The sequence below is a fragment of the Pseudomonas sp. AC083 genome (genome assembly GCF_979253165.1).
The window spans coordinates 38300-57543 of record NZ_CEEDDH010000009.1 but is presented as its reverse complement, the minus strand read 5'-3'; the positions used below and the strand labels follow the sequence as shown (position 1 = coordinate 57543).

General features: G+C 60.3%; 17 protein-coding genes. 3 read left to right on the top strand and 14 right to left on the bottom strand.

The window, feature by feature from the left end; translation table 11 throughout:
- Positions 1-157: 157 nt before the first annotated feature.
- Positions 158-2569: a penicillin acylase family protein gene (locus AC0IXA_RS15000; RefSeq protein ID WP_471813708.1), complete on the top strand. Its 2412-nt coding sequence runs from the start codon at positions 158-160 to the stop codon at positions 2567-2569.
- A 200-nt stretch (positions 2570-2769) separates the two neighbouring features.
- Here the strand turns inward: AC0IXA_RS15000 and AC0IXA_RS14995 are convergent, their stop codons facing one another.
- The 8 genes from AC0IXA_RS14995 to AC0IXA_RS14960 form a co-directional block, all read right to left on the bottom strand.
- Positions 2770-3660, bottom strand: coding sequence for an ABC transporter permease subunit (locus AC0IXA_RS14995; protein WP_471813706.1), 891 nt, complete (start codon positions 3658-3660; stop codon positions 2770-2772).
- On the bottom strand, positions 3657-4538 hold the full coding sequence (locus AC0IXA_RS14990) for an ABC transporter permease subunit (protein WP_177318487.1): 882 nt from the start codon (positions 4536-4538) through the stop codon (positions 3657-3659). The genes AC0IXA_RS14995 and AC0IXA_RS14990 overlap by 4 nt, the downstream gene beginning before the upstream one ends.
- Before the next feature lie 35 nt (positions 4539-4573).
- A complete protein-coding gene (locus AC0IXA_RS14985; protein WP_016772662.1) occupies positions 4574-5716 on the bottom strand; it encodes an ABC transporter ATP-binding protein in 1143 nt (380 codons plus the stop codon).
- A 63-nt stretch (positions 5717-5779) separates the two neighbouring features.
- Positions 5780-6877, bottom strand: a complete 1098-nt coding sequence (locus tag AC0IXA_RS14980; RefSeq protein ID WP_038860901.1) for a polyamine ABC transporter substrate-binding protein — start codon at positions 6875-6877, stop codon at positions 5780-5782.
- A 186-nt stretch (positions 6878-7063) separates the two neighbouring features.
- Positions 7064-8176 (bottom strand): polyamine ABC transporter substrate-binding protein, encoded by a 1113-nt coding sequence (locus AC0IXA_RS14975; RefSeq protein WP_039757472.1) that lies wholly within the window; start codon positions 8174-8176, stop codon positions 7064-7066.
- Between the two features lie 171 nt (positions 8177-8347).
- On the bottom strand, positions 8348-9712 hold the full coding sequence (locus AC0IXA_RS14970) for an aspartate aminotransferase family protein (RefSeq protein WP_471813704.1): 1365 nt from the start codon (positions 9710-9712) through the stop codon (positions 8348-8350).
- Between the two features lie 56 nt (positions 9713-9768).
- Entirely contained in the window at positions 9769-11127 is a 1359-nt protein-coding gene (locus AC0IXA_RS14965) for a glutamine synthetase family protein (RefSeq protein WP_016772658.1), read from the bottom strand.
- Positions 11128-11220: 93 nt separating this feature from the next.
- Positions 11221-11577: a gamma-glutamyl-gamma-aminobutyrate hydrolase family protein gene (locus tag AC0IXA_RS14960; protein ID WP_471813702.1), complete on the bottom strand. Its 357-nt coding sequence runs from the start codon at positions 11575-11577 to the stop codon at positions 11221-11223.
- Between the two features lie 278 nt (positions 11578-11855).
- Between AC0IXA_RS14960 and AC0IXA_RS14955 the strand changes: the two genes are divergently transcribed.
- Together AC0IXA_RS14955 and AC0IXA_RS14950 are read left to right on the top strand one after the other, a co-directional pair.
- Positions 11856-13232: a glutamine synthetase family protein gene (locus AC0IXA_RS14955; protein ID WP_016772657.1), complete on the top strand. Its 1377-nt coding sequence runs from the start codon at positions 11856-11858 to the stop codon at positions 13230-13232.
- A 285-nt stretch (positions 13233-13517) separates the two neighbouring features.
- Positions 13518-14144: a TetR/AcrR family transcriptional regulator gene (locus AC0IXA_RS14950; RefSeq protein WP_341638132.1), complete on the top strand. Its 627-nt coding sequence runs from the start codon at positions 13518-13520 to the stop codon at positions 14142-14144.
- Positions 14145-14281: 137 nt separating this feature from the next.
- Here the strand turns inward: AC0IXA_RS14950 and AC0IXA_RS14945 are convergent, their stop codons facing one another.
- The 6 genes from AC0IXA_RS14945 to ssuE form a co-directional block, all read right to left on the bottom strand.
- Positions 14282-14497, bottom strand: coding sequence for a TOBE domain-containing protein (locus AC0IXA_RS14945; protein ID WP_003229256.1), 216 nt, complete (start codon positions 14495-14497; stop codon positions 14282-14284).
- Between the two features lie 106 nt (positions 14498-14603).
- Positions 14604-15410: an aliphatic sulfonates ABC transporter ATP-binding protein gene (gene ssuB / locus AC0IXA_RS14940; RefSeq protein WP_264365918.1), complete on the bottom strand. Its 807-nt coding sequence runs from the start codon at positions 15408-15410 to the stop codon at positions 14604-14606.
- Complete coding sequence (ssuC, locus tag AC0IXA_RS14935) at positions 15407-16189, bottom strand: aliphatic sulfonate ABC transporter permease SsuC (RefSeq protein ID WP_011336451.1); 783 nt, start codon at positions 16187-16189, stop codon at positions 15407-15409. Before ssuC ends, ssuB begins: the two co-directional genes overlap by 4 nt.
- Positions 16190-16198: 9 nt before the next feature.
- Positions 16199-17347 carry an FMNH2-dependent alkanesulfonate monooxygenase gene (gene ssuD / locus AC0IXA_RS14930; protein WP_016772653.1) on the bottom strand — a complete coding sequence of 383 codons (1149 nt, stop codon included), beginning with the start codon at positions 17345-17347 and terminating at the stop codon, positions 16199-16201.
- A 25-nt stretch (positions 17348-17372) separates the two neighbouring features.
- Positions 17373-18347, bottom strand: coding sequence for a sulfonate ABC transporter substrate-binding protein (locus AC0IXA_RS14925; RefSeq protein WP_471813699.1), 975 nt, complete (start codon positions 18345-18347; stop codon positions 17373-17375).
- A gap of 89 nt (positions 18348-18436) precedes the next feature.
- The gene (gene ssuE, locus AC0IXA_RS14920) at positions 18437-19030 is read right to left on the bottom strand and encodes an NADPH-dependent FMN reductase (RefSeq protein WP_471813697.1); all 594 of its coding nucleotides are present in this window, start codon (positions 19028-19030) and stop codon (positions 18437-18439) included.
- Between the last annotated feature and the right edge of the window lie 214 nt (positions 19031-19244).

Genomic DNA, 19244 nt, shown 5'->3' with positions numbered 1-19244 from the left:
GTTAAACACTGCAACAACACTTTTGTAGTGAAACTCCCATAACCATGAAGGAAATTTCCTGTTGAAAAATTGTGTATTATGAATTTCTCGACGGCACCGCAATAACATCAATGCAATCAATACTTTGATATAAATAAATGACGGGAAGCAGATTTTTATGAAACGAGGCCTGACTTTACTTGTATTGCTCATTATTTTGATTTCCGTCGCCGCCGGCGGCTATATCTACAGCAAGCAGCCGACGCGCCAGGGCCAAGTCGAGTTGCGCAATCTGCAAGGCTCGGTGACCGTGCGCTACGACGAGCGCGGTGTGCCGCATATCCGCGCCGAGAACGAAACCGACCTCTATCGCGCCCTCGGTTATGTCCACGCACAGGATCGCCTGTTCCAGATGGAAGCCATGCGCCGCCTCGCCCGGGGCGAGCTGGCCGAAGTGCTCGGGCCGAAACTGCTCGACACCGACAAGCTGTTCCGCAGCCTGCGCATTCGCGAGCGCGCCGCCAGTTACGTCGCCAGCCTCGACAGGCAGTCGCCGGCGTGGAAGGGCCTGCAAGCTTATCTGGACGGCATCAACCAGTATCAGGACAGCCACGCCGCGCCGATCGAGTTCGATGTGCTGGGCATCCCCAAGCGGCCGTTCACTGCCGAGGACAGCATCAGCGTCGCCGGCTACATGGCCTACAGCTTTGCTGCCGCGTTTCGCACCGAGCCGCTGCTGACCTACGTGCGCGATCAGCTCGGCGCCGATTACCTCAATGTGTTTGATCTCGACTGGCAGGCCAAAGGCGTGCTGGTCAACAGTTACGCCAAACAAGCGCCGACACTTGCCGCTGGCGACTGGAAAGACCTCACCGCCCTCGCCCGCCTCAGCGAACAGGCACTGATCGACAACGGCCTGCCGCAGTTCGAAGGCAGCAACGCCTGGGTGATTGCCGGCAGCCGCAGCCAGAGTGGCAAACCGTTGCTGGCCGGCGATCCGCATATTCGCTTTTCGGTGCCGTCGGTGTGGTACGAGGCGCAGCTGTCGGCGCCGGGCTTTGAGTTGTACGGTCATCATCAGGCGCTGGTGCCGTTCGCGTTTCTGGGGCACAACCTCGATTTCGGCTGGAGCCTGACCATGTTCCAGAACGACGATGTCGACCTGATCGCCGAAAAGGTCAACCCGGCCAACCCCAATCAGGTCTGGTATCGCGGTCAGTGGACCGAGATGCTCGTCAGCGAACAACAGATCAATGTGAAGGGTCAGGCCCCGGTGACCCTCACCTTGCGCCAGTCTCCGCACGGGCCAATCGTCAACGATGCCCTCGGCAGCGCTGCCGGCAAAACGCCAATTGCGATGTGGTGGGCCTTCCTCGAAACGCCGAACCCGATCCTCGAAGGCTTCTACCAGCTCAACCGCGCCGACACCTTGGCCAAGGCCCGCGCGGCAGCGGCCAAGGTGCAGGCGCCGGGCCTGAATCTGGTGTACGCCAATGCCAAGGGCGATATCGCCTGGTGGGCCTCGGCCCTGCTGCCCAAACGTCCGGCCGGGGTGAAACCGGGCTTCATCCTCGACGGCAGCACGCCCGAGGCGGACAAGGACGGCTACTATCCGTTCAGCGCCAACCCGCAGGAAGAGAACCCGGCGCGCGGCTATATCGTCTCGGCCAACTTCCAGCCCGTGTCGCCGACCGGCATGGAGATTCCCGGTTATTACAATCTTGCCGATCGCGGTCAGCAGCTTGACCGTCAGCTCAGCGACAACCGGATGAAGTGGAGCAACGAGGCCAACCAGCAACTGCAACTGGGCACGGCGACCGGTTACGGCCCGCGTCTGTTGGCGCCACTGTTGCCGGTGTTGCGTGAGGTGGTCAGTGATCCGGCGCAGCTGAAACTGGTCGAGCAACTGGCGCAGTGGCCCGGCGACTATCCGCTGAATTCGATCAGCGCGACGGTGTTCAACCAATTCCTCTACGACCTTGCCGATGCGGCGATGCGCGATGAGTTGGGCAACGACTTCTTCGAAACACTGCTGTCGACGCGGGTGATCGATTCGGCGTTGCCACGCTTGGCGGCCAAGGCGGATTCACCGTGGTGGGACAATCGCAGCACGCCAGCCAAGGAAACCCGCGCCGATGTCGTGCGCACGGCGTGGGCGGCAAGCATGGCGCATCTGAAACTGACCCTCGGCGATAACGTGGCCGGTTGGCAGTGGGGCGCGGCGCACACCCTCACCCACGGCCATCCGCTGGGGCAGCAGAAGCCGCTGGATCGCCTGTTCAACGTCGGCCCGTTCGCAGCGCCGGGCAGCCACGAAGTGCCGAACAACCTCTCGGCGAAGATCGGCCCGGCGCCATGGCCGGTGACCTATGGACCGTCGACGCGACGTCTGGTGGATTTCGCCGATCCGGTTCATGGCTTGACGATCAACCCGGTCGGCCAGAGTGGCGTGCCACTGGACAGGCACTATGACGATCAGGCCGAGGCGTATGTGGAGGGGATTTATGTGCAGGCGCATCTCAGCGAGGAAGAGGTGCTGGCGAATACGCGCAGTACGTTGAAGCTGTTGCCTGCGCGGGCTGCGCAATAGAGTAATGCAATCTGCACCGGGCCCTTCGCGAGCAAGCTCGCTCCCACAGGAGATTGCATTCCAAATGTGGGAGCGAGCCTGCTCGCGAAAGCGCTTTGTCAGCCGACATCCGAGTCGACTGACACTCCGTCTTCGCGAGCAGGCTCGCTCCCACATTTACAACCGGGTTGGCCGCAGGGTTGAGGCCAACCTGATATTGCTCAAGTCGATTGTGGCGCAGGCGCGCGGCGTGCGTCCGGTTGTTTCCATGAATCGGCAGCGCTTTCTTCGATGGCTTGCTGGATGGCTTTCTTGCGTGCTTCTTCGGCGCGGCGGCTGAAGAACCAGACGAGGAAGGTCACCAGCGACACCGCCAGCAGAATCAGACTGGCCACGGCGTTGATTTCCGGCTTCACGCCCAGGCGCACCGCCGAGAACACTTCCATCGGCAGGGTCGTCGAACCCGGGCCGGACACGAAGCTCGCCAGCACCAGGTCATCCAGCGACAGCGCGAACGACATCATGCCGCCCGCCGCCAGCGACGGCGCGATCATCGGGATGGTGATCAGGAAGAACACCTTCCACGGCCGTGCACCCAAATCCATCGCCGCTTCTTCGATCGACAGGTCCAGCTCACGCAAACGCGCCGACACCACCACCGCCACATACGCCGCGCAGAACGTAGTGTGCGCAATCCAGATGGTGACGATGCCGCGTTCCTGTGGCCAGCCGATCATCTGCGCCATGGCCACGAACAGCAGCAACAGCGACAGACCGGTGATCACTTCCGGCATCACCAGCGGCGCAGTCACCAGGCCGCCGAACAGCGTGCGGCCCTTGAAGTGGGTGATGCGCGTCAGCACGAAGGCGGCCAGGGTACCCAGCGCCACCGCAGCAACCGCGGTGTAGCAGGCGATTTCCAGCGAGCGCAGCACCGAGCCCATCAGTTGCGAGTTGTCGAGCAGGCCGACGTACCACTTGATCGACCAGCCGCCCCACACCGTCACCAGTTTCGAGGCGTTGAACGAGTAGATGACCAGGATCAGCATCGGCAGATAGATGAACAGCAGACCCAGTACCAGCATCAGGCTGGAGAAACGGAAGCGCTTCATTCTTTACCCTCCATTTCCTTGGCCTGACTGCGGTTGAACAGAATGATCGGCACAATCAGGATCGCCAGCATCACCACCGCCAGGGCGGACGCCACCGGCCAGTCGCGGTTGTTGAAGAATTCTTGCCACAGCACCTTACCGATCATCAGGGTTTCCGGGCCGCCGAGCAGTTCCGGGATCACGAACTCGCCGACCACCGGAATGAACACCAGCATGCAGCCGGCGATGATGCCGTTCTTGGAAAGTGGAATGGTGATCTTCCAGAAGCTGTTGAACGTGCTCGAACCCAGATCGGATGCGGCTTCCAGCAGACTCTGATCGTGTTTGACCAGGTTGGCGTACAGCGGCAGGATCATGAACGGCAGGTACGAATAGACAATCCCGATGTACACCGCCAGGTTGGTATTGAGAATCTGCAGCGGCTCGTCGATCAGGCCCATGCTCATCAGGAAGCCGTTGAGCAGGCCGTTGTTGCTGAGGATGCCCATCCACGCGTAGACGCGGATCAGGATCGCCGTCCAGGTCGGCATCATGATCAACAACACCAGCACCGTTTGCAGCTCTTTGCGCGCGCTGGCGATGGCGTAGGCCATCGGATAGCCGATCAGCAGGCAGAGCAAGGTGCTGATAAAGGCCATTTTCAGCGAGCCGAGATAGGCAGCGATGTACAGCTCGTCGTCACCAAGCAACGCGTAGTTGCCCAGGTTCAGCAGCACTTGCAGCTTCTGCTCGGCGTAGGTGTAGATCTCGGTGTACGGCGGGATCGCCACGTCGGCTTCGGCGAAGCTGATCTTCAGGACGATGAAGAACGGCAGCATGAAGAACAGGAACAGCCAGATGAACGGCACCCCGATGACCATCTGCCGGCCATTGGGGATGATTCGGTTCATGCGGCGTTTGAATTTGCGCATGTTCATGAGCGAAGTACCACGCCGCTATCGTCTTCCCACCACACGTAGACCTGATCGCCCCAGGTCGGACGCGCGCCGCGACGTTCGGCGTTGGCGACGAACGACTGCACCAGTTTGCCGCTTGGCAATTCGACGTAGAACACCGAGTGCCCGCCCAGATAAGCGATGTCGTGGACCTTGCCGCTCGACCAGTTGTACTCGCAGGTCGGCATGTCGGCGGTGACCAGCAGTTTTTCCGGGCGAATCGCGTAGGTGACCGACTTGTCCTGCACCGAGGTGCTGATGCCGTGGCCGACGTAGATCTGCCGGTCGAGGTCCTTGCAGGTGATGGTCGCGTGGCCTTCGGCGTCGTCGATCACTTCGCCTTCGAAGATGTTGACGTTGCCGATGAATTCGCAGACCAGACGGCTGGTCGGGGTTTCGTAGATGTCGATCGGACTGCCGATTTGCGCGATCCAACCCAGGTGCATGATCGCGATGCGCTCGGCCATGGTCATGGCCTCTTCCTGGTCGTGGGTCACCATCACGCAGGTCACGCCGACGCGCTCGATGATTTCCACCAGTTCCAGTTGCATCTGCGAACGCAGTTTCTTGTCCAGTGCACCCATCGGTTCGTCGAGCAGCAACAGCTTCGGGCGCTTGGCCAGCGAGCGGGCCAGGGCCACGCGCTGACGCTGACCGCCGGACAGTTGATGCGGCTTGCGCTTGGCGTACTGGCTCATCTGCACCAGCTTGAGCATCTCGGCCACGCGGGCGTCGATTTCAGCCTTGGGAATCTTGTCCTGCTGCAGGCCGAAGGCAATGTTCTGCGCCACAGTCATGTGCGGGAACAGTGCGTAGGACTGAAACATCATGTTGATCGGACGGTCGTACGGCGGCATGTCGGTGATGTCGACGCCGTCGAGGAAAATCCGCCCTTCCGTGGGCCGTTCGAAGCCTGCAAGCATCCGTAGCAAGGTGGATTTGCCCGATCCCGAACCGCCGAGCAGAGCAAAAATTTCGCCCTTCTTGATTTCCAGGGACACGTCGTCCACGGCAATCGTCTCGTCGAACTTCTTCGTGACCCGGTCGATTTTGACCAGCACCTGTTTTGGTGTCTGGTCGCCCTCGAGGGCTTTCTTGTAGGCGCCGGAGGCAACTGCCATTTACGAAACTCCCAACAGAAGCAGCAGTTCGCCCCGCAAGACGAACCCTGGATAGTTTGTGCGTTATTTGCCCGACTTGACCTTGGTCCAGCTACGGGTCATCAAACGCTGAATATTGGCTGGCAACTCGGTCGACACGTAGGTCTTGTCGAGGACTGCTTGCGGTGGGTAAACCGCTTCATCGGTGCGAATGGATTGTTCCATCAGCTTGTCCGAACCCGGGTTGGGGTTGGCGTAACCGACGTAATCACTGACCTGGGCGATCACCTCAGGTTTCAGCAAATAATTGATGAAGGCGTGGGCTTCCTTGACGTTGGACGAATCCTTGGGGATCGCCAGCATGTCGAACCACAGCGCGCCGCCCTCTTTCGGGATCGAATAGGCGATGTTGACGCCCTTCTTGGCTTCCTCGGCACGGTTCTTCGCCTGGAAGATGTCGCCGGAGAAACCGATGGCCACGCAGATGTCGCCGTTGGCCAGATCGCCGATGTACTTCGAGGAATGGAAATAGGTCACGTATGGACGCACCGCGAGCAACTTGGCGGTGGCCTTTTCGTAGTCTTTGGTGTTGGTGCTGTTGGCGTTCAGGCCCAGGTAATTGAGCATGGTCGGCATCATTTCATCAGCCGAATCGAGGAACGCGACACCGCAGCTGTGCAGCTTCTTGATGTTTTCCGGCTCGAACAGCACGGCCCAGGAATCGATCTTGTCGATACCGAGCACGGCTTTGACTTTGTCGACGTTGTAGCCGATGCCGTTGGTGCCCCACAGATACGGCACGGCGTAGAGGTTGCCGGGATCGTTCTGCTCCAGGCGCTTGAGCAGCACCGGGTCGAGGTTGGAATAATTCGGCAACTGCGCCTTGTCGAGCTTCTGGAACGCGCCCGCCTTGATCTGCTTGCCGAGGAAGTGGTTCGACGGCACGACCACGTCGTAACCGGTACGCCCGGCGAGCAGCTTGCCTTCCAGGGTTTCGTTGGAGTCGAAAACGTCGTAGACCGGTTTGATCCCGGTCTCTTTCTCGAAGTCGGCCAGGGTCGACTCGCCGATGTAATCGGACCAGTTATAAATATGCACCGTACCGGCGGCCTGGGCTCCGACAGCGATTGTCAGGCCGGCAGCGGCCAGCAGGGCTTTGCGCAAAGAAGAAAATACAGGCAAGTGGAGGTCCTCTAAATTGATTGGGCCCAAGTTGCCCCGCGCTGCATGACAGCCATGGCTGCCCGACAACAAAACCGGCGCGCAACTTACCCTCGAAAAACCGATCCAGCAAAACTTTCTGTCATTTAATTATCCGCTGGCCGCCGTCGCGACGACGACGGCCAGTGGTTGTGGCGACAAACCGGCTTATTTGCCCGATTTGATCTTGGTCCAGCTGCGGGTGATCAGACGCAGTGTGGCGGCGTCCAGATCGCTGATCGCATAGAGCTGCTTCTTCACTTCAGCCGAAGGATAGATGCTCGGGTCGCTGGTGATGTCCTTGTCCACCAGAGGCGTCGCCGCCTTGTTGCCATTCGGGAAACGCACGGCGTTGGTGATGCCGGCCATCACTTGCGGCTCGAGCAGGTAGTTCATGAACTTGTAGGCGGCTTCGACGTTTTCGGCATCCTTGGGAATGGCGACCATGTCGTAGAAAGTACCGGCGCCTTCTTTTGGAATGGTGTAGGCCAGTTTGACCTTGTCACCGGCTTCCTGAGCGCGGGTCTTGGATTGCTCAAGGTCACCCGAGTAACCGACAGCAACACAGATGTTGCCGTTGGCCAGGTCCGAGATGTACTTGGACGAGTGGAAGTAGGCGACCGAAGGACGGATCTTCAGGAACAGGTCTTCGGCGGCTTTCAGGTCAGCCTTGTCCTTGCTGTTGGTCGGCTTGCCCAGATAGTGCAATGCCGCCGGAATCATTTCGGTCGGGGCATCGAGGAAGCTCACGCCGCAGCTTTTGAGTTTCTCGATGTTTTCAGGCTTGAACACCACGTCCCACGAATCGATCTTGTCGATGCCCAGCGCAGCCTTGACCTTGGCCGGGTTGTAGCCGATGCCGATCGAGCCCCACATGTACGGGAAGGCGTGTTTGTTGCCCTGGTCGCTGGCATCGCCAACGGCCTTGAGCAGATCTTCGTCGAGGTTTTTCCAGTTCGGCAGCTTGGACTTGTCCAGCTCCTGGTAAACGCCGGCCTTGATCTGCTTGGCGAGGAAATTGTTGGAAGGCACCACGATGTCGTAACCGGACTTGCCGGCCAGCAGCTTGGCTTCCAGGGTTTCGTTACTGTCGAAGACGTCGTAGACGACTTTGATCCCGGTGGCTTTTTCGAAGTTGGCCACGGTGTCCGGCGCGATGTAGTCGGACCAGTTGTAGACGTGCAGTACCTTGTCGTCCGCGTGCACCGCACCCGCCATCATGCCCGCCATGGACAGCGCGAGCAGAGTCTTGCCAGCTAGCTTTTTACCTAATGCCTTCATGCGTCATGCTCCAAATTTTTCTTTTTTGAACCACTTTGTTCAGCGGCCGAACCCGGACAACTGGAACCGCGGCTAGTCTGGCAAGATCCGAGGCGGTCTTTCAACAAAAGACCAGCCTTTCTGACAGCTTTGAGCGAGTGCGCCGCAGCTCCCCCGCCCAAAGCCTAGCACCTAGGCCTGTAGCGCACCGAGGGTCAGGTCCAGACACTTGCGTGCTTTTGTAACCAGCTCATCGATCTCCGCTTTGCTGATCACCAGCGGCGGCGCGATGATCATGGTGTCGCCCACCGCGCGCATGATCAGGCCGTTGTCGAAGCAGAACTGCCGGCAGATCATGCCCACACCCTTGCCTTTGTAACGCTTGCGCGTGGCCTTGTCCTGCACCAGCTCGATCGCCCCCAGCAGACCGACGCCGCGAACTTCACCCACCAACGGGTGATCGTTCAGCTCGCGCAGACGTTTCTGCAAATACGGTGCCGTTTCGTTGTGGGCGTTCTCGATAATTTTTTCATCGCGCAGGATACGGATGTTTTCCAGGCCCACCGCGGCTGCCACCGGGTGGCCGGAGTAAGTGAAGCCGTGGTTGAAATCGCCGCCTTCATTGAGCACGGCCACCACCGAATCACGCACGATCAACCCGCCCATCGGGATGTAGCCGGAGGTCAGGCCTTTGGCGATGGTCATCATGTCAGGCGCAAGGTCGTAGAAATCGCTACCGAACCACTCACCGGTACGGCCGAAACCGCAGATCACTTCGTCGGCAACAAAGAGAATGTCGTACTTGGCGAGGATTTCCTTGATGCGCGGCCAGTAGGTCTCGGGCGGAATGATCACGCCGCCGGCACCCTGGATCGGCTCGGCAATAAAGGCACCGACGTTGTCGACGCCGACTTCGAGAATCTTCTCTTCGAGCTGATTGGCCGCCCAGATGCCGAACTCTTCCGGCGACATGTCACCGCCTTCGGCGAACCAGTACGGCTGCGCGATGTGGACAATGCCCGGAATCGGCAGGTCGCCCTGCTCGTGCATATAAGTCATGCCGCCGAGGCTCGCGCCGGCCACGGTAGAACCGTGATAACCGTTCTTGCGGCTGATGATGACTTTCTTGTTCGGCTGGCCTTTGATCGCCCAGTAGTGGCGGACCATGCGCAACATGGTGTCGTTGCCTTCGGAGCCGGAGCCAGTGAAGAACACGTGGTTCATGCCTTCTGGCGCCACGTCGGCAATCGACTTGGCCAGTTCCAGTGCCGGCGGGTGTGCGGTCTGGAAGAACAGGTTGTAGTACGGCAGTTCGCGCATCTGTTTGGCGGCGGCATCGGCCAGTTCATCGCGACCGTAACCGATCGCCACGCACCAGAGGCCGGCCATGCCGTCGAGGATCTTGTTGCCTTCGCTGTCCCACAGATAAACGCCCTTGGCGTTGGTGATGATCCGCGGGCCCTTCTCTTTCAGTTGCTTGAAGTCGCTGAACGGGGCCAGGTGGTGATCGCTGCTCAGCGCTTGCCACTCACGGGTTTGCGGGTTGTTGCTGGTCATGCCAATTCTCCTTGTTATCGGTGAAGGCGCGACGGCTGGCCGCCGCGCCCGGCGTATCAGACGGCGAAGAGCAGGTACTCACGCTCCCAGGAACTGATCACGCGCTTGAAGTTTTCATGCTCGGCCCGCTTGACCGCGACGTAGCCGGTGATGAAGGTCTTGCCGAGGTACTTCTCGATGGTCGCGCTGTTTTCCATGCGCTCCAGCGCGTCCTCGATGGTCAGCGGCAGGCGCAGGTTGCGGCGCTCGTATCCACGGCCGACCACAGGCGCGCTCGGGTTCAGGCCCTCGACCATGCCGATGTAACCGCAGAGCAGGCTCGCGGCAATCGCCAGGTATGGGTTGGCGTCGGCGCCCGGCAGGCGGTTTTCCACGCGGCGGTTCTGCGGGCCGGCATCCGGTACGCGCAGGCCGACGGTACGGTTCTCTTCGCCCCACTCGACGTTTACCGGTGCCGAAGTGTCCGGGAGGAAGCGGCGGAACGAGTTGACGTTCGGCGCGAACAGCGGCAACAGCTCGGGAATCAGTTTCTGCAGACCACCGATGTGGTGCAGGAACAACTGGCTCATGGTCCCGTCTTCGTTGGAGAAGACGTTCTTGCCGGTCTGAATGTCGATGATGCTCTGGTGCAGGTGCATCGCGCTGCCCGGCTCGCCGGTCATCGGCTTGGCCATGAATGTCGCTGCCACGTCGTGCTTGAGCGCGGCTTCACGCATGGTGCGCTTGAACACCAGAATCTGATCGGCCAGCGACAGGGCGTCACCGTGACGGAAGTTGATTTCCATCTGCGCCGTGCCGTCCTCGTGGATCAGCGTGTCGAGGTCCAGCTCCTGCAATTCGCACCAGTCGTAGACGTCTTCGAACAGCGGGTCGAATTCGTTGGCCGCTTCAATGGAGAACGACTGCCGGCCGATTTCCGGACGGCCCGAGCGGCCGATCGGCGGCTGCAACGGATAGTCGGGGTCGTCGCTGCGCTTGGTCAGGTAGAACTCCATTTCCGGCGCCACGATCGGCTGCCAGCCCTTGTCGGCATACAGCTTCAAGACTTTCTTGAGGACGTTGCGCGGCGACAGCTCGATCGGGTTGCCTTGCTTGTCGTAGGTGTCGTGGATCACCTGCGCGGTCGGTTCGATGGCCCACGGCACCAGGTACACGGCGTTCTGGTCGGGACGGCAGATCATGTCGATGTCGGCCGGGTCGAGCAGTTCGTAATAGATGTCGTCTTCGACGTAGTCGCCGGTCACGGTCTGCAGCAGCACGCTCTCCGGCAGACGCATGCCTTTCTCGGCGATGAACTTGTTGGTCGGCGAAATCTTGCCCCGGGTAATACCGGTCAAGTCGCCGATCATGCATTCGACTTCTGTGATCTTGCGGTCTTTCAACCAATCGGTGAGCTGGTCGAGGTTGTTACTCATAAATGCCTCTGGGCTGAGTCTCCTGACGCGATGTCAGGCAATTTTGACGCTTGCGGCGTCGCGTTAAAGGGGGCTTGCTCGCGCAGTGCCGGCTTACGCCTGGCACCGCGCATAGACAATGAAAGAGGAGCTTACCTGCCCTTGACGCTGGCGTTGCATTTCCCGTGCACTTTGCAAACGTGCAGAATCACAAGCATGACGCTGAGTGCGGCACGGGCTTTGGGAAAGAAAGAGTTCTATAGTGAAAGGAGACGCCATAAAGCGGATGCTGTGCCCGACGTCCAGAATATCGGACGCTGCCGTTTTGCCGGATGTTGACGAGCGTGTCGTCGACAGGCTGCGCGCCTTGCTGGCTGCGCTACGGACGGTTTGATCGCCACTGATGTGATGAGCATGCAGACCGGACTGTTGCGAGCAGTCGGTGATGCCGATTAACGGCAGGCGAGACATGAAGCACCCCGGTATTATTGCTGTTATGGGTTTGACCGGAGCTTAGCCTTGTTCATTTTTTTACACAACACCCCCGTAAAAAATACAACACGGCCTGCTCAAGCCCGCAGCTGAGCAACGTTCAAGGTTGAAAAAAATGCCCCAAAGTGCCCCATAAATGCCCTCCAAGCGCTTTTTCGGGGCAAAAAAGGCCTCGCTTGACTTCGGCAGGCCGTTCGGGTTGACTGAAACCAGAAAAGATCAATGATTGATATTTTTAACAACAAAGGTGTTGCATCATGTCGGTACCCCCGCGTGCCGTTCAGCTTAACGAAGCGAACGCGTTCCTTAAGGAACATCCTGAGGTTCTGTACGTTGACCTTCTGATTGCGGATATGAATGGTGTGGTGCGCGGCAAGCGCATCGAACGCACCAGCCTCCACAAGGTTTACGAGAAAGGCATCAACCTGCCGGCCTCTCTATTTGCCCTGGATATCAATGGCTCCACGGTGGAAAGCACCGGTCTGGGCCTGGACATCGGCGACGCCGATCGCATCTGCTATCCGATCCCCGATACCCTGTGCAACGAGCCATGGCAGAAGCGCCCGACCGCGCAGCTGTTGATGACCATGCACGAACTCGAAGGCGATCCGTTCTTCGCCGATCCCCGTGAAGTGCTGCGCCAGGTGGTGACCAAGTTCGACGAGCTCGGCCTGACCATCTGCGCCGCCTTCGAACTCGAGTTTTACCTGATCGACCAGGAAAACGTGAACGGCCGTCCACAGCCGCCACGCTCGCCGATCTCCGGCAAACGCCCGCACTCGACGCAGGTCTACCTGATCGACGACCTCGACGAATACGTCGACTGCCTCCAGGACATTCTGGAAGGTGCCAAAGAGCAAGGCATCCCGGCCGATGCGATCGTCAAGGAAAGTGCCCCGGCGCAGTTCGAAGTGAACCTGCACCACGTCGCCGACCCGATCAAGGCCTGCGACTACGCGGTCCTGCTCAAGCGTCTGATCAAGAACATCGCCTACGACCATGAAATGGACACCACCTTCATGGCCAAGCCGTATCCGGGCCAGGCGGGCAACGGTCTGCACGTGCACATTTCGATTCTGGACAAAGCCGGCAAAAACATTTTTGCCAGCGAGGATCCCGAGCAGAACGCCGCGCTGCGTCACGCGATCGGCGGTGTGCTCGAGACCCTGCCGGCGCAGATGGCTTTCCTCTGCCCGAACGTCAACTCCTACCGTCGCTTCGGCGCGCAGTTCTACGTACCGAACTCGCCGTGCTGGGGCCTGGACAACCGCACCGTGGCGATTCGCGTACCGACCGGCTCTGCCGATGCCGTACGTATCGAGCACCGCGTGGCCGGCGCCGACGCCAACCCGTACCTGCTGATGGCTTCGGTACTGGCCGGCGTGCACCACGGTCTGGTCAACAAGATCGAACCGGGCGCGCCTGTCGAAGGCAACAGCTACGAGCAGAACGAACAGAGCCTGCCGAACAACTTGCGCGATGCCCTGCGCGAGCTGGACGACAGCGAGGTGATGGCCAAGTACATCGATCCGAAGTACATCGATATCTTCGTCGCCTGCAAGGAAAGCGAGCTGGAGGAGTTCGAACACTCCATCTCCGACCTTGAGTACAACTGGTATCTGCATACTGTTTAAATGGTTTGCAGCTTCAAAAAAACGCCGTTGGCTGATTCAGCCAGCGGCGTTTTTTTATGGCCGAACACAAAACCTGTGGCGAGGGGATTTATCCCCGTTGGGTTGCGAAGCAGCCCCAAATCCATCCCACTCGGTGTGTCAGGAATACCCGGCTCTCAGGGTTTACGACTGCTGCGCAGCCGAACGGGGCGGTGCGACGTTTCGCTAAATCCCCTCGCCACAGGGTACTGGCAGACAACACCTGAACCGCCTCGTACAATGCCCGCTGCCCCGCAGGAGACTTCCATGACGCGTCCCGCCACCGTTCGCAAACCCCGTGCCCGCAGTCAGGCGCGGATCGATTCGATACTCGACGCCGCGCGCACGCTGCTGGCGGCCGAGGGCGTGGCCAGTCTGTCGATCTACAGCGTCGCCGAGCGCGCGCAGATTCCGCCCTCCTCCGTGTATCACTTCTTCGCCAGCGTACCGGCGCTGCTCGAAGCGCTGACCGCCGATGTCCACGCAGCCTTCCGCGCTTGCCTGCAAGCGCCGATCGATCACGATGCTTTGCGTGACTGGCGTGATCTGTCGCGACTGGTCGAACAGCGCATGCTGGAGATCTACGACGAAGACGCAGCCGCGCGGCAATTGATCCTGGCGCAACACGGCCTGACCGAAGTGACCCAGGCCGACCGCCAGCACGATCTGGAACTGGGCGACCTGATGCACAAGCTGTTCGACCAGCATTTCGAATTGCCGAGGCTGCCGGACGATGTCGATGTGTTTGCCTTGGCGATGGAACTGGGCGACCGGGTGTATGCCCGTTCGGTGCAGCAGCACGGGCAGATCACCCCGCGCATGGCCGAGGAAGGGATGCGCGTGTTTGATGCCTATATCAGCCTCTATCTACCGCCGTATTTACCTAAACGCTAAAAGATCGCAGCCTTCGGCAGCTCCTACATGGGAATGCGTTCCAAATGTAGGAGCTGCCGAAGGCTGCGATCTTTTGATCTTCAAAAAATAAACCCCGAAGGGCTCACACCCTCCGGGGTTGTTTTTTGCTCACCGACTTACAACTTGGCGATCGACACCTCGGTGGATTTCACAAAGGCGATTACCTCACTGCCGACCACCAGCTCCAGCTCTTTCACAGAGCGGGTAGTGATCACCGAAGTGACGATGCCCGAAGCGGTCTGCACGTCGATTTCCGACAGCACGTCGCCGAGGACGATTTCCTTGATCGAGCCTTTGAACTGGTTGCGCACGTTGATGGCTTTGATAGTCATGGCATTTCTCCTAGGATCGAAATGAGCTGCAAGCGGCAAGCTATAAGCTGCAAGTAAAAGCACCAGGCTTGTTCTTGCGGCTTGTAGCTTGAAGCTTGCAGCTGCTTCATTGCGCCCAACGCAATTGCGTAGGCAGGGGTGAAACGGGTTCCGGCGCCGGCGGTTCGCCGGGCAGGGACAGAACACGGTTGAGCACTTCGGTTTCCAGTGCGGCGAGGCGATGCGAGCCACGCACCCTGGGGCGCGGCAATTCGACGTGCAGGTCGAGGCCAACTTCGCCGTCCTCGATCAGAATCACCCGATCGGCGATCGCCACCGCTTCACTGACGTCATGGGTCACCAGCAGCACGGTAAAACCGTGTTGCTGCCACAGCCGTTCGATCAGTTGCTGCATCTCGATGCGGGTCAGGGCATCCAGTGCGCCGAGCGGTTCGTCGAGCAGCAGCAGACGCGGCTGGTGAATCAGCGCCCGGGCCAGCGCCACGCGTTGCTTCTGGCCACCGGACAATGCCGCCGGCCACTCATTGGCGCGATCAGCCAGACCCACGGCTTCCAGTGCATCCAGCGCTTGCTGGCGCCAGTTGCCCTTGAGGCCGAGACCGACGTTGTCGATGATCTTCTTCCACGGCAGCAGCCGCGCTTCCTGGAACATCAGCCGCGTATCGTCGCGTGCCTGGCTGAGCGGCGCGGAGCCGGCCAGCAGCTCGCCGCCAGTGGGTTGATCGAGGCCGGCGAGCAAGCGCAAGAACGTGCTCTTGCCACAACCACTGCGCCCGACCACGGCGACAAACTGGCCCGCCGGAATGTGCAGATCGATGTCGCGCAGCACCTGGCGCGCGCCGAAGGTTTTCTGCAGGTTGCGCACCGCCAGCGGAATCCCGCGCAACAGGCGTGGAGGTTGTTGAGCGGTCATGCCGCACCTCCCTTGGCAACCTGATAGGCCGGGTGCCAGCGCAGCCACACACGTTCAAGTCCACGGGCGGCGAGGTCGGCGAGTTTGCCGAGCACCGCGTAAAGCAGGATCGCCAGCACCACCACGTCGGTCTGCAAGAACTCTCGAGCGTTCATCGCCAGATAGCCGATGCCGGAGCTGGCCGAGATGGTTTCAGCGACGATCAGCGTCAGCCACATGAAGCCCAGGGCGAAGCGCACGCCGACCAGAATCGACGGCAACGCACCCGGCAGAATCACTTGCCAGAACAGGCTGAAACCGCTCAGACCATAACTGCGCGCCATCTCCACCAGCGCCGGGTCGACGTTGCGGATGCCGTGATACGTGTTCAGGTAAATCGGAAACAAGGTGCCCAGCGCCACCAGAAAAATCTTCGCTGACTCGTCGATGCCGAACCACAGGATCACCAGCGGAATCAGCGCCAGATGGGGCACGTTGCGGATCATCTGCACCGAGCTGTCGAGCAGGCGCTCGCCCCATTTCGACAGGCCGGTGATGAAGCCCAGCACCAGGCCGATGCTGCCGCCGATGGTGAAACCGAGTGCTGCGCGCCAGCCGCTGATCGCCAGGTGCGTCCAGATCTCGCCGCTGCGTACCAGACTGACGCCGGCTTCGATCACCGCCACCGGTGCCGGCAGAATCCGCGTCGACAACCAGCCCGCCGACACCGACAACTGCCACACCGCCAGCAGCAACACCGGCAACGCCCAGGGCGCGAGGCTGTGGATAAATTTCTTCATGGCTGCGCCTCAGCTCTGCGACGCGGCTTTGGGCAGGATGTCATTGGCGACCATTTCGCCGAACGGGCTGACGTAACCGGCGCTCTTCGGCAGTTCCGGGCGTTCGACGTCGAGGTGCGGGAACAGCAGCTCGGCCACGCGATACGATTCTTCGAGGTGTGGATAACCGGAGAAGATGAAGGTGTCGATACCAAGATCCGCATATTCCTTGACCCGCGCGGCCACGGTCGGGCCATCGCCGACCAGCGCAGTACCGGCACCGCCACGTACCAGACCGACGCCGGCCCAGAGGTTGGGGCTGACTTCAAGGTTATCGCGGCTGCCGCCGTGCAGCGCGGCCATGCGTTGCTGGCCGACCGAATCGAAGCGCGCCAGCGAAGCCTGGGCACGTTGGATGGTGTCGTCGTCCAGATGCGAGATCAGCCGGTCCGCAGCCTGCCAGGCTTCGGCGTTGGTTTCACGCACGATCACATGCAGACGAATGCCGAAGCGCACGGTACGGCCGAGTTTGGCGGCTTTGGCCCGGACTTGTGCGATCTTCTCGGCCACCGCGGCCGGCGGCTCGCCCCATGTGAGAACCATCTCGACCTGCTCGGCCGCCAGATCCTGCGCCGCTTCCGAAGAGCCACCGAAATACAGCGGCGGACGCGGTTGCTGGATCGGCGGATAGAGCAACTTGGCACCCTTGACGCTGATGTGCTCGCCATCGTAATCGACGGTTTCGCCTTCCAGCACACGGCGCCAGATGCGGGTGAACTCCACCGAGGCCTGATAGCGTTCTTCGTGATTGAGGAACAGTCCGTCACCGGCCAATTCTTCCGGATCGCCACCGGTGACCAGATTGAACAGCGCACGCCCGCCGGACAAGCGATCCAGCGTTGCTGCCTGGCGCGCCGCGACCGTCGGGGAAATGATCCCGGGGCGCAGGGCTACGAGGAATTTCAAACGCTGGGTCACCGGAATCAGCGAGGCCGCCACCAGCCACGAGTCTTCGCAGGAACGCCCGGTGGGAATCAGCACCCCGCCAAAACCCAGACGATCCGCCGCTTGCGCGACCTGTTGCAGGTAACCGTGATCAACCGCGCGGGCGCCTTCGGCGGTGCCAAGGTAATGGCCGTCGCCGTGGGTTGGCAGGAACCAGAAGATGTTGAGGCTCATGGAGTGGTCTCCTTGTGGATTCAAATTACTGGGCTTGGGAGCTTTGGGCCACAGCGGCCGGCGGGGTCCAGATCACATCCTTGATGCTCAACGGCTTGGGAATCAGCTTGAGCTGGAAGAACGTGTCGGCGATTTTCTGTTGCGCGGCAACCACTTCCGGGGTCAGGAACAGCGCGCCGTAGCCCTGGCGTTTCACCGAGGTCAGGGTGATGTCCGCCGGCAGGCCCAGCAGCGGCGCGACCTGTTGCGTCACGTCTTCGGGATTGGCTTTCGACCATTCACCCACCGCGCGGACTTCCTCGACGAGGGTCTTGATTACCTCGGGATTTTTCTGCGCGTAAGGTTTGGTCGCGAGATAGAACTGGTGGTTGTCGACGATGCCTTTGCCGTCACGCAGGGTGTGCGCTTGCAGTTGTTTCTCGGCAGCGGCCTGATACGGATCCCAGATGACCCAGGCGTCAACGCTGCCACGTTCGAACGCAGCGCGGGCATCGGCCGGCGGCAGGAACACGGTCTGAATATCGCTGTACTTGAGGCCGGCGTCTTCCAGTGCACGCACCAGCAGGTAGTGCACGTTGGAGCCTTTGTTCAGGGCGACTTTCTTGCCTTTGAGATCGGCCACCGATTTGATCGGCGAGTCCTTCGGCACGAGGATCGCTTCGCTGTTCGGCGCTGGCGGTTCATAGGCGACGTAGAGCAGATCCGCGCCAGCGGCCTGGGCGAAAACCGACGGGGTTTCGCCGGTCACGCCGAAATCGATCGAGCCGACGTTGAGGCCTTCGAGCAACTGCGGGCCGCCAGGGAATTCCGTCCATTGCACGTCGACGCCTTGCGCCGCCAGACGCTTTTCCAGCGTGCCTTTGGCTTTGAGCAGCACCAGCGTGCCGTACTTCTGATAACCGATCCGCAATGTCTCGGCTTGAGCTTGGGTGATGGCGCCGAAGGTGACAGCCGCAGCAAACAGAGCGACCAGACCACGACGCAAAAATACAGTGCGCATAGCGCTCTCCTTTTTGCTGTTGGGTTGTGGCTGCACCTGCTTGCCCGTTGGCGGGCGAGTAAGGCCAGTACTTCAAATTTCGATAAGGCTTAAATGCTCCAGCGAGCACTCAACAAACGTTCGTTCAGCAGGCCTGGCTCCAGCGGTTTCGGCCGGCGCACCATGGCGCCGATGAACTGGTCCAGGGCCTCGTGCAAGCGCTGCTCCAGGGCCGGCGCCAGTTGCGCGGCGGCACTGCCTTCGCCATAAGCGATCTGGCTGTCCTCGGCGAAAATGCCCTGAAGCATTTCCTGGGCCTTGAGTGCCGACAGCACAGGCTTGAGGGCGTAATCGACCACCAGCATGTGGGCGATGCTGCCGCCGGTAGCCATCGGCAAGACTACCTTGTGATTCAAGGCACGCTCCGGCAGCAGATCCAGCAGGGTCTTCAGCGCACCGGAAAACGAGGCCTTGTACACCGGCGTGGCGATCAGCAGGCCATCGGCGTTTGCGATCTGTTGCAGCAGGTCGAGGACCTTCGGGCTGTCGAAGCGCGCGTGGAGCAGATCCTCGGCCGGGAAGTCCCGCACCTGATAACTCACCACTTCCACCCCTTGCTGTTGCAACCAGCGTTGCGAACGCTCCAGCAGCACCCCGGAACGGGAGCGCAGGCTGGGGCTGCCACCGAGTGAGACGACCAGCATTGCAGATTCCTTTAAGCGTTACGGGCGATTCGCAGGCTGCGATCTCGCTTCAATGGCAGTGACCTTACCAGCTGATTTATATATCCATAAATCATATTTATTCATTTGGTTATGCGTTTTAGAGATATACCACCGAGCAAAATCCAGGCGAAAAAAAGGCCGTCGAAACGGCCGAAATTCCCCTGCGTTGTCATTCTGGATTCTCAAGTGCCTA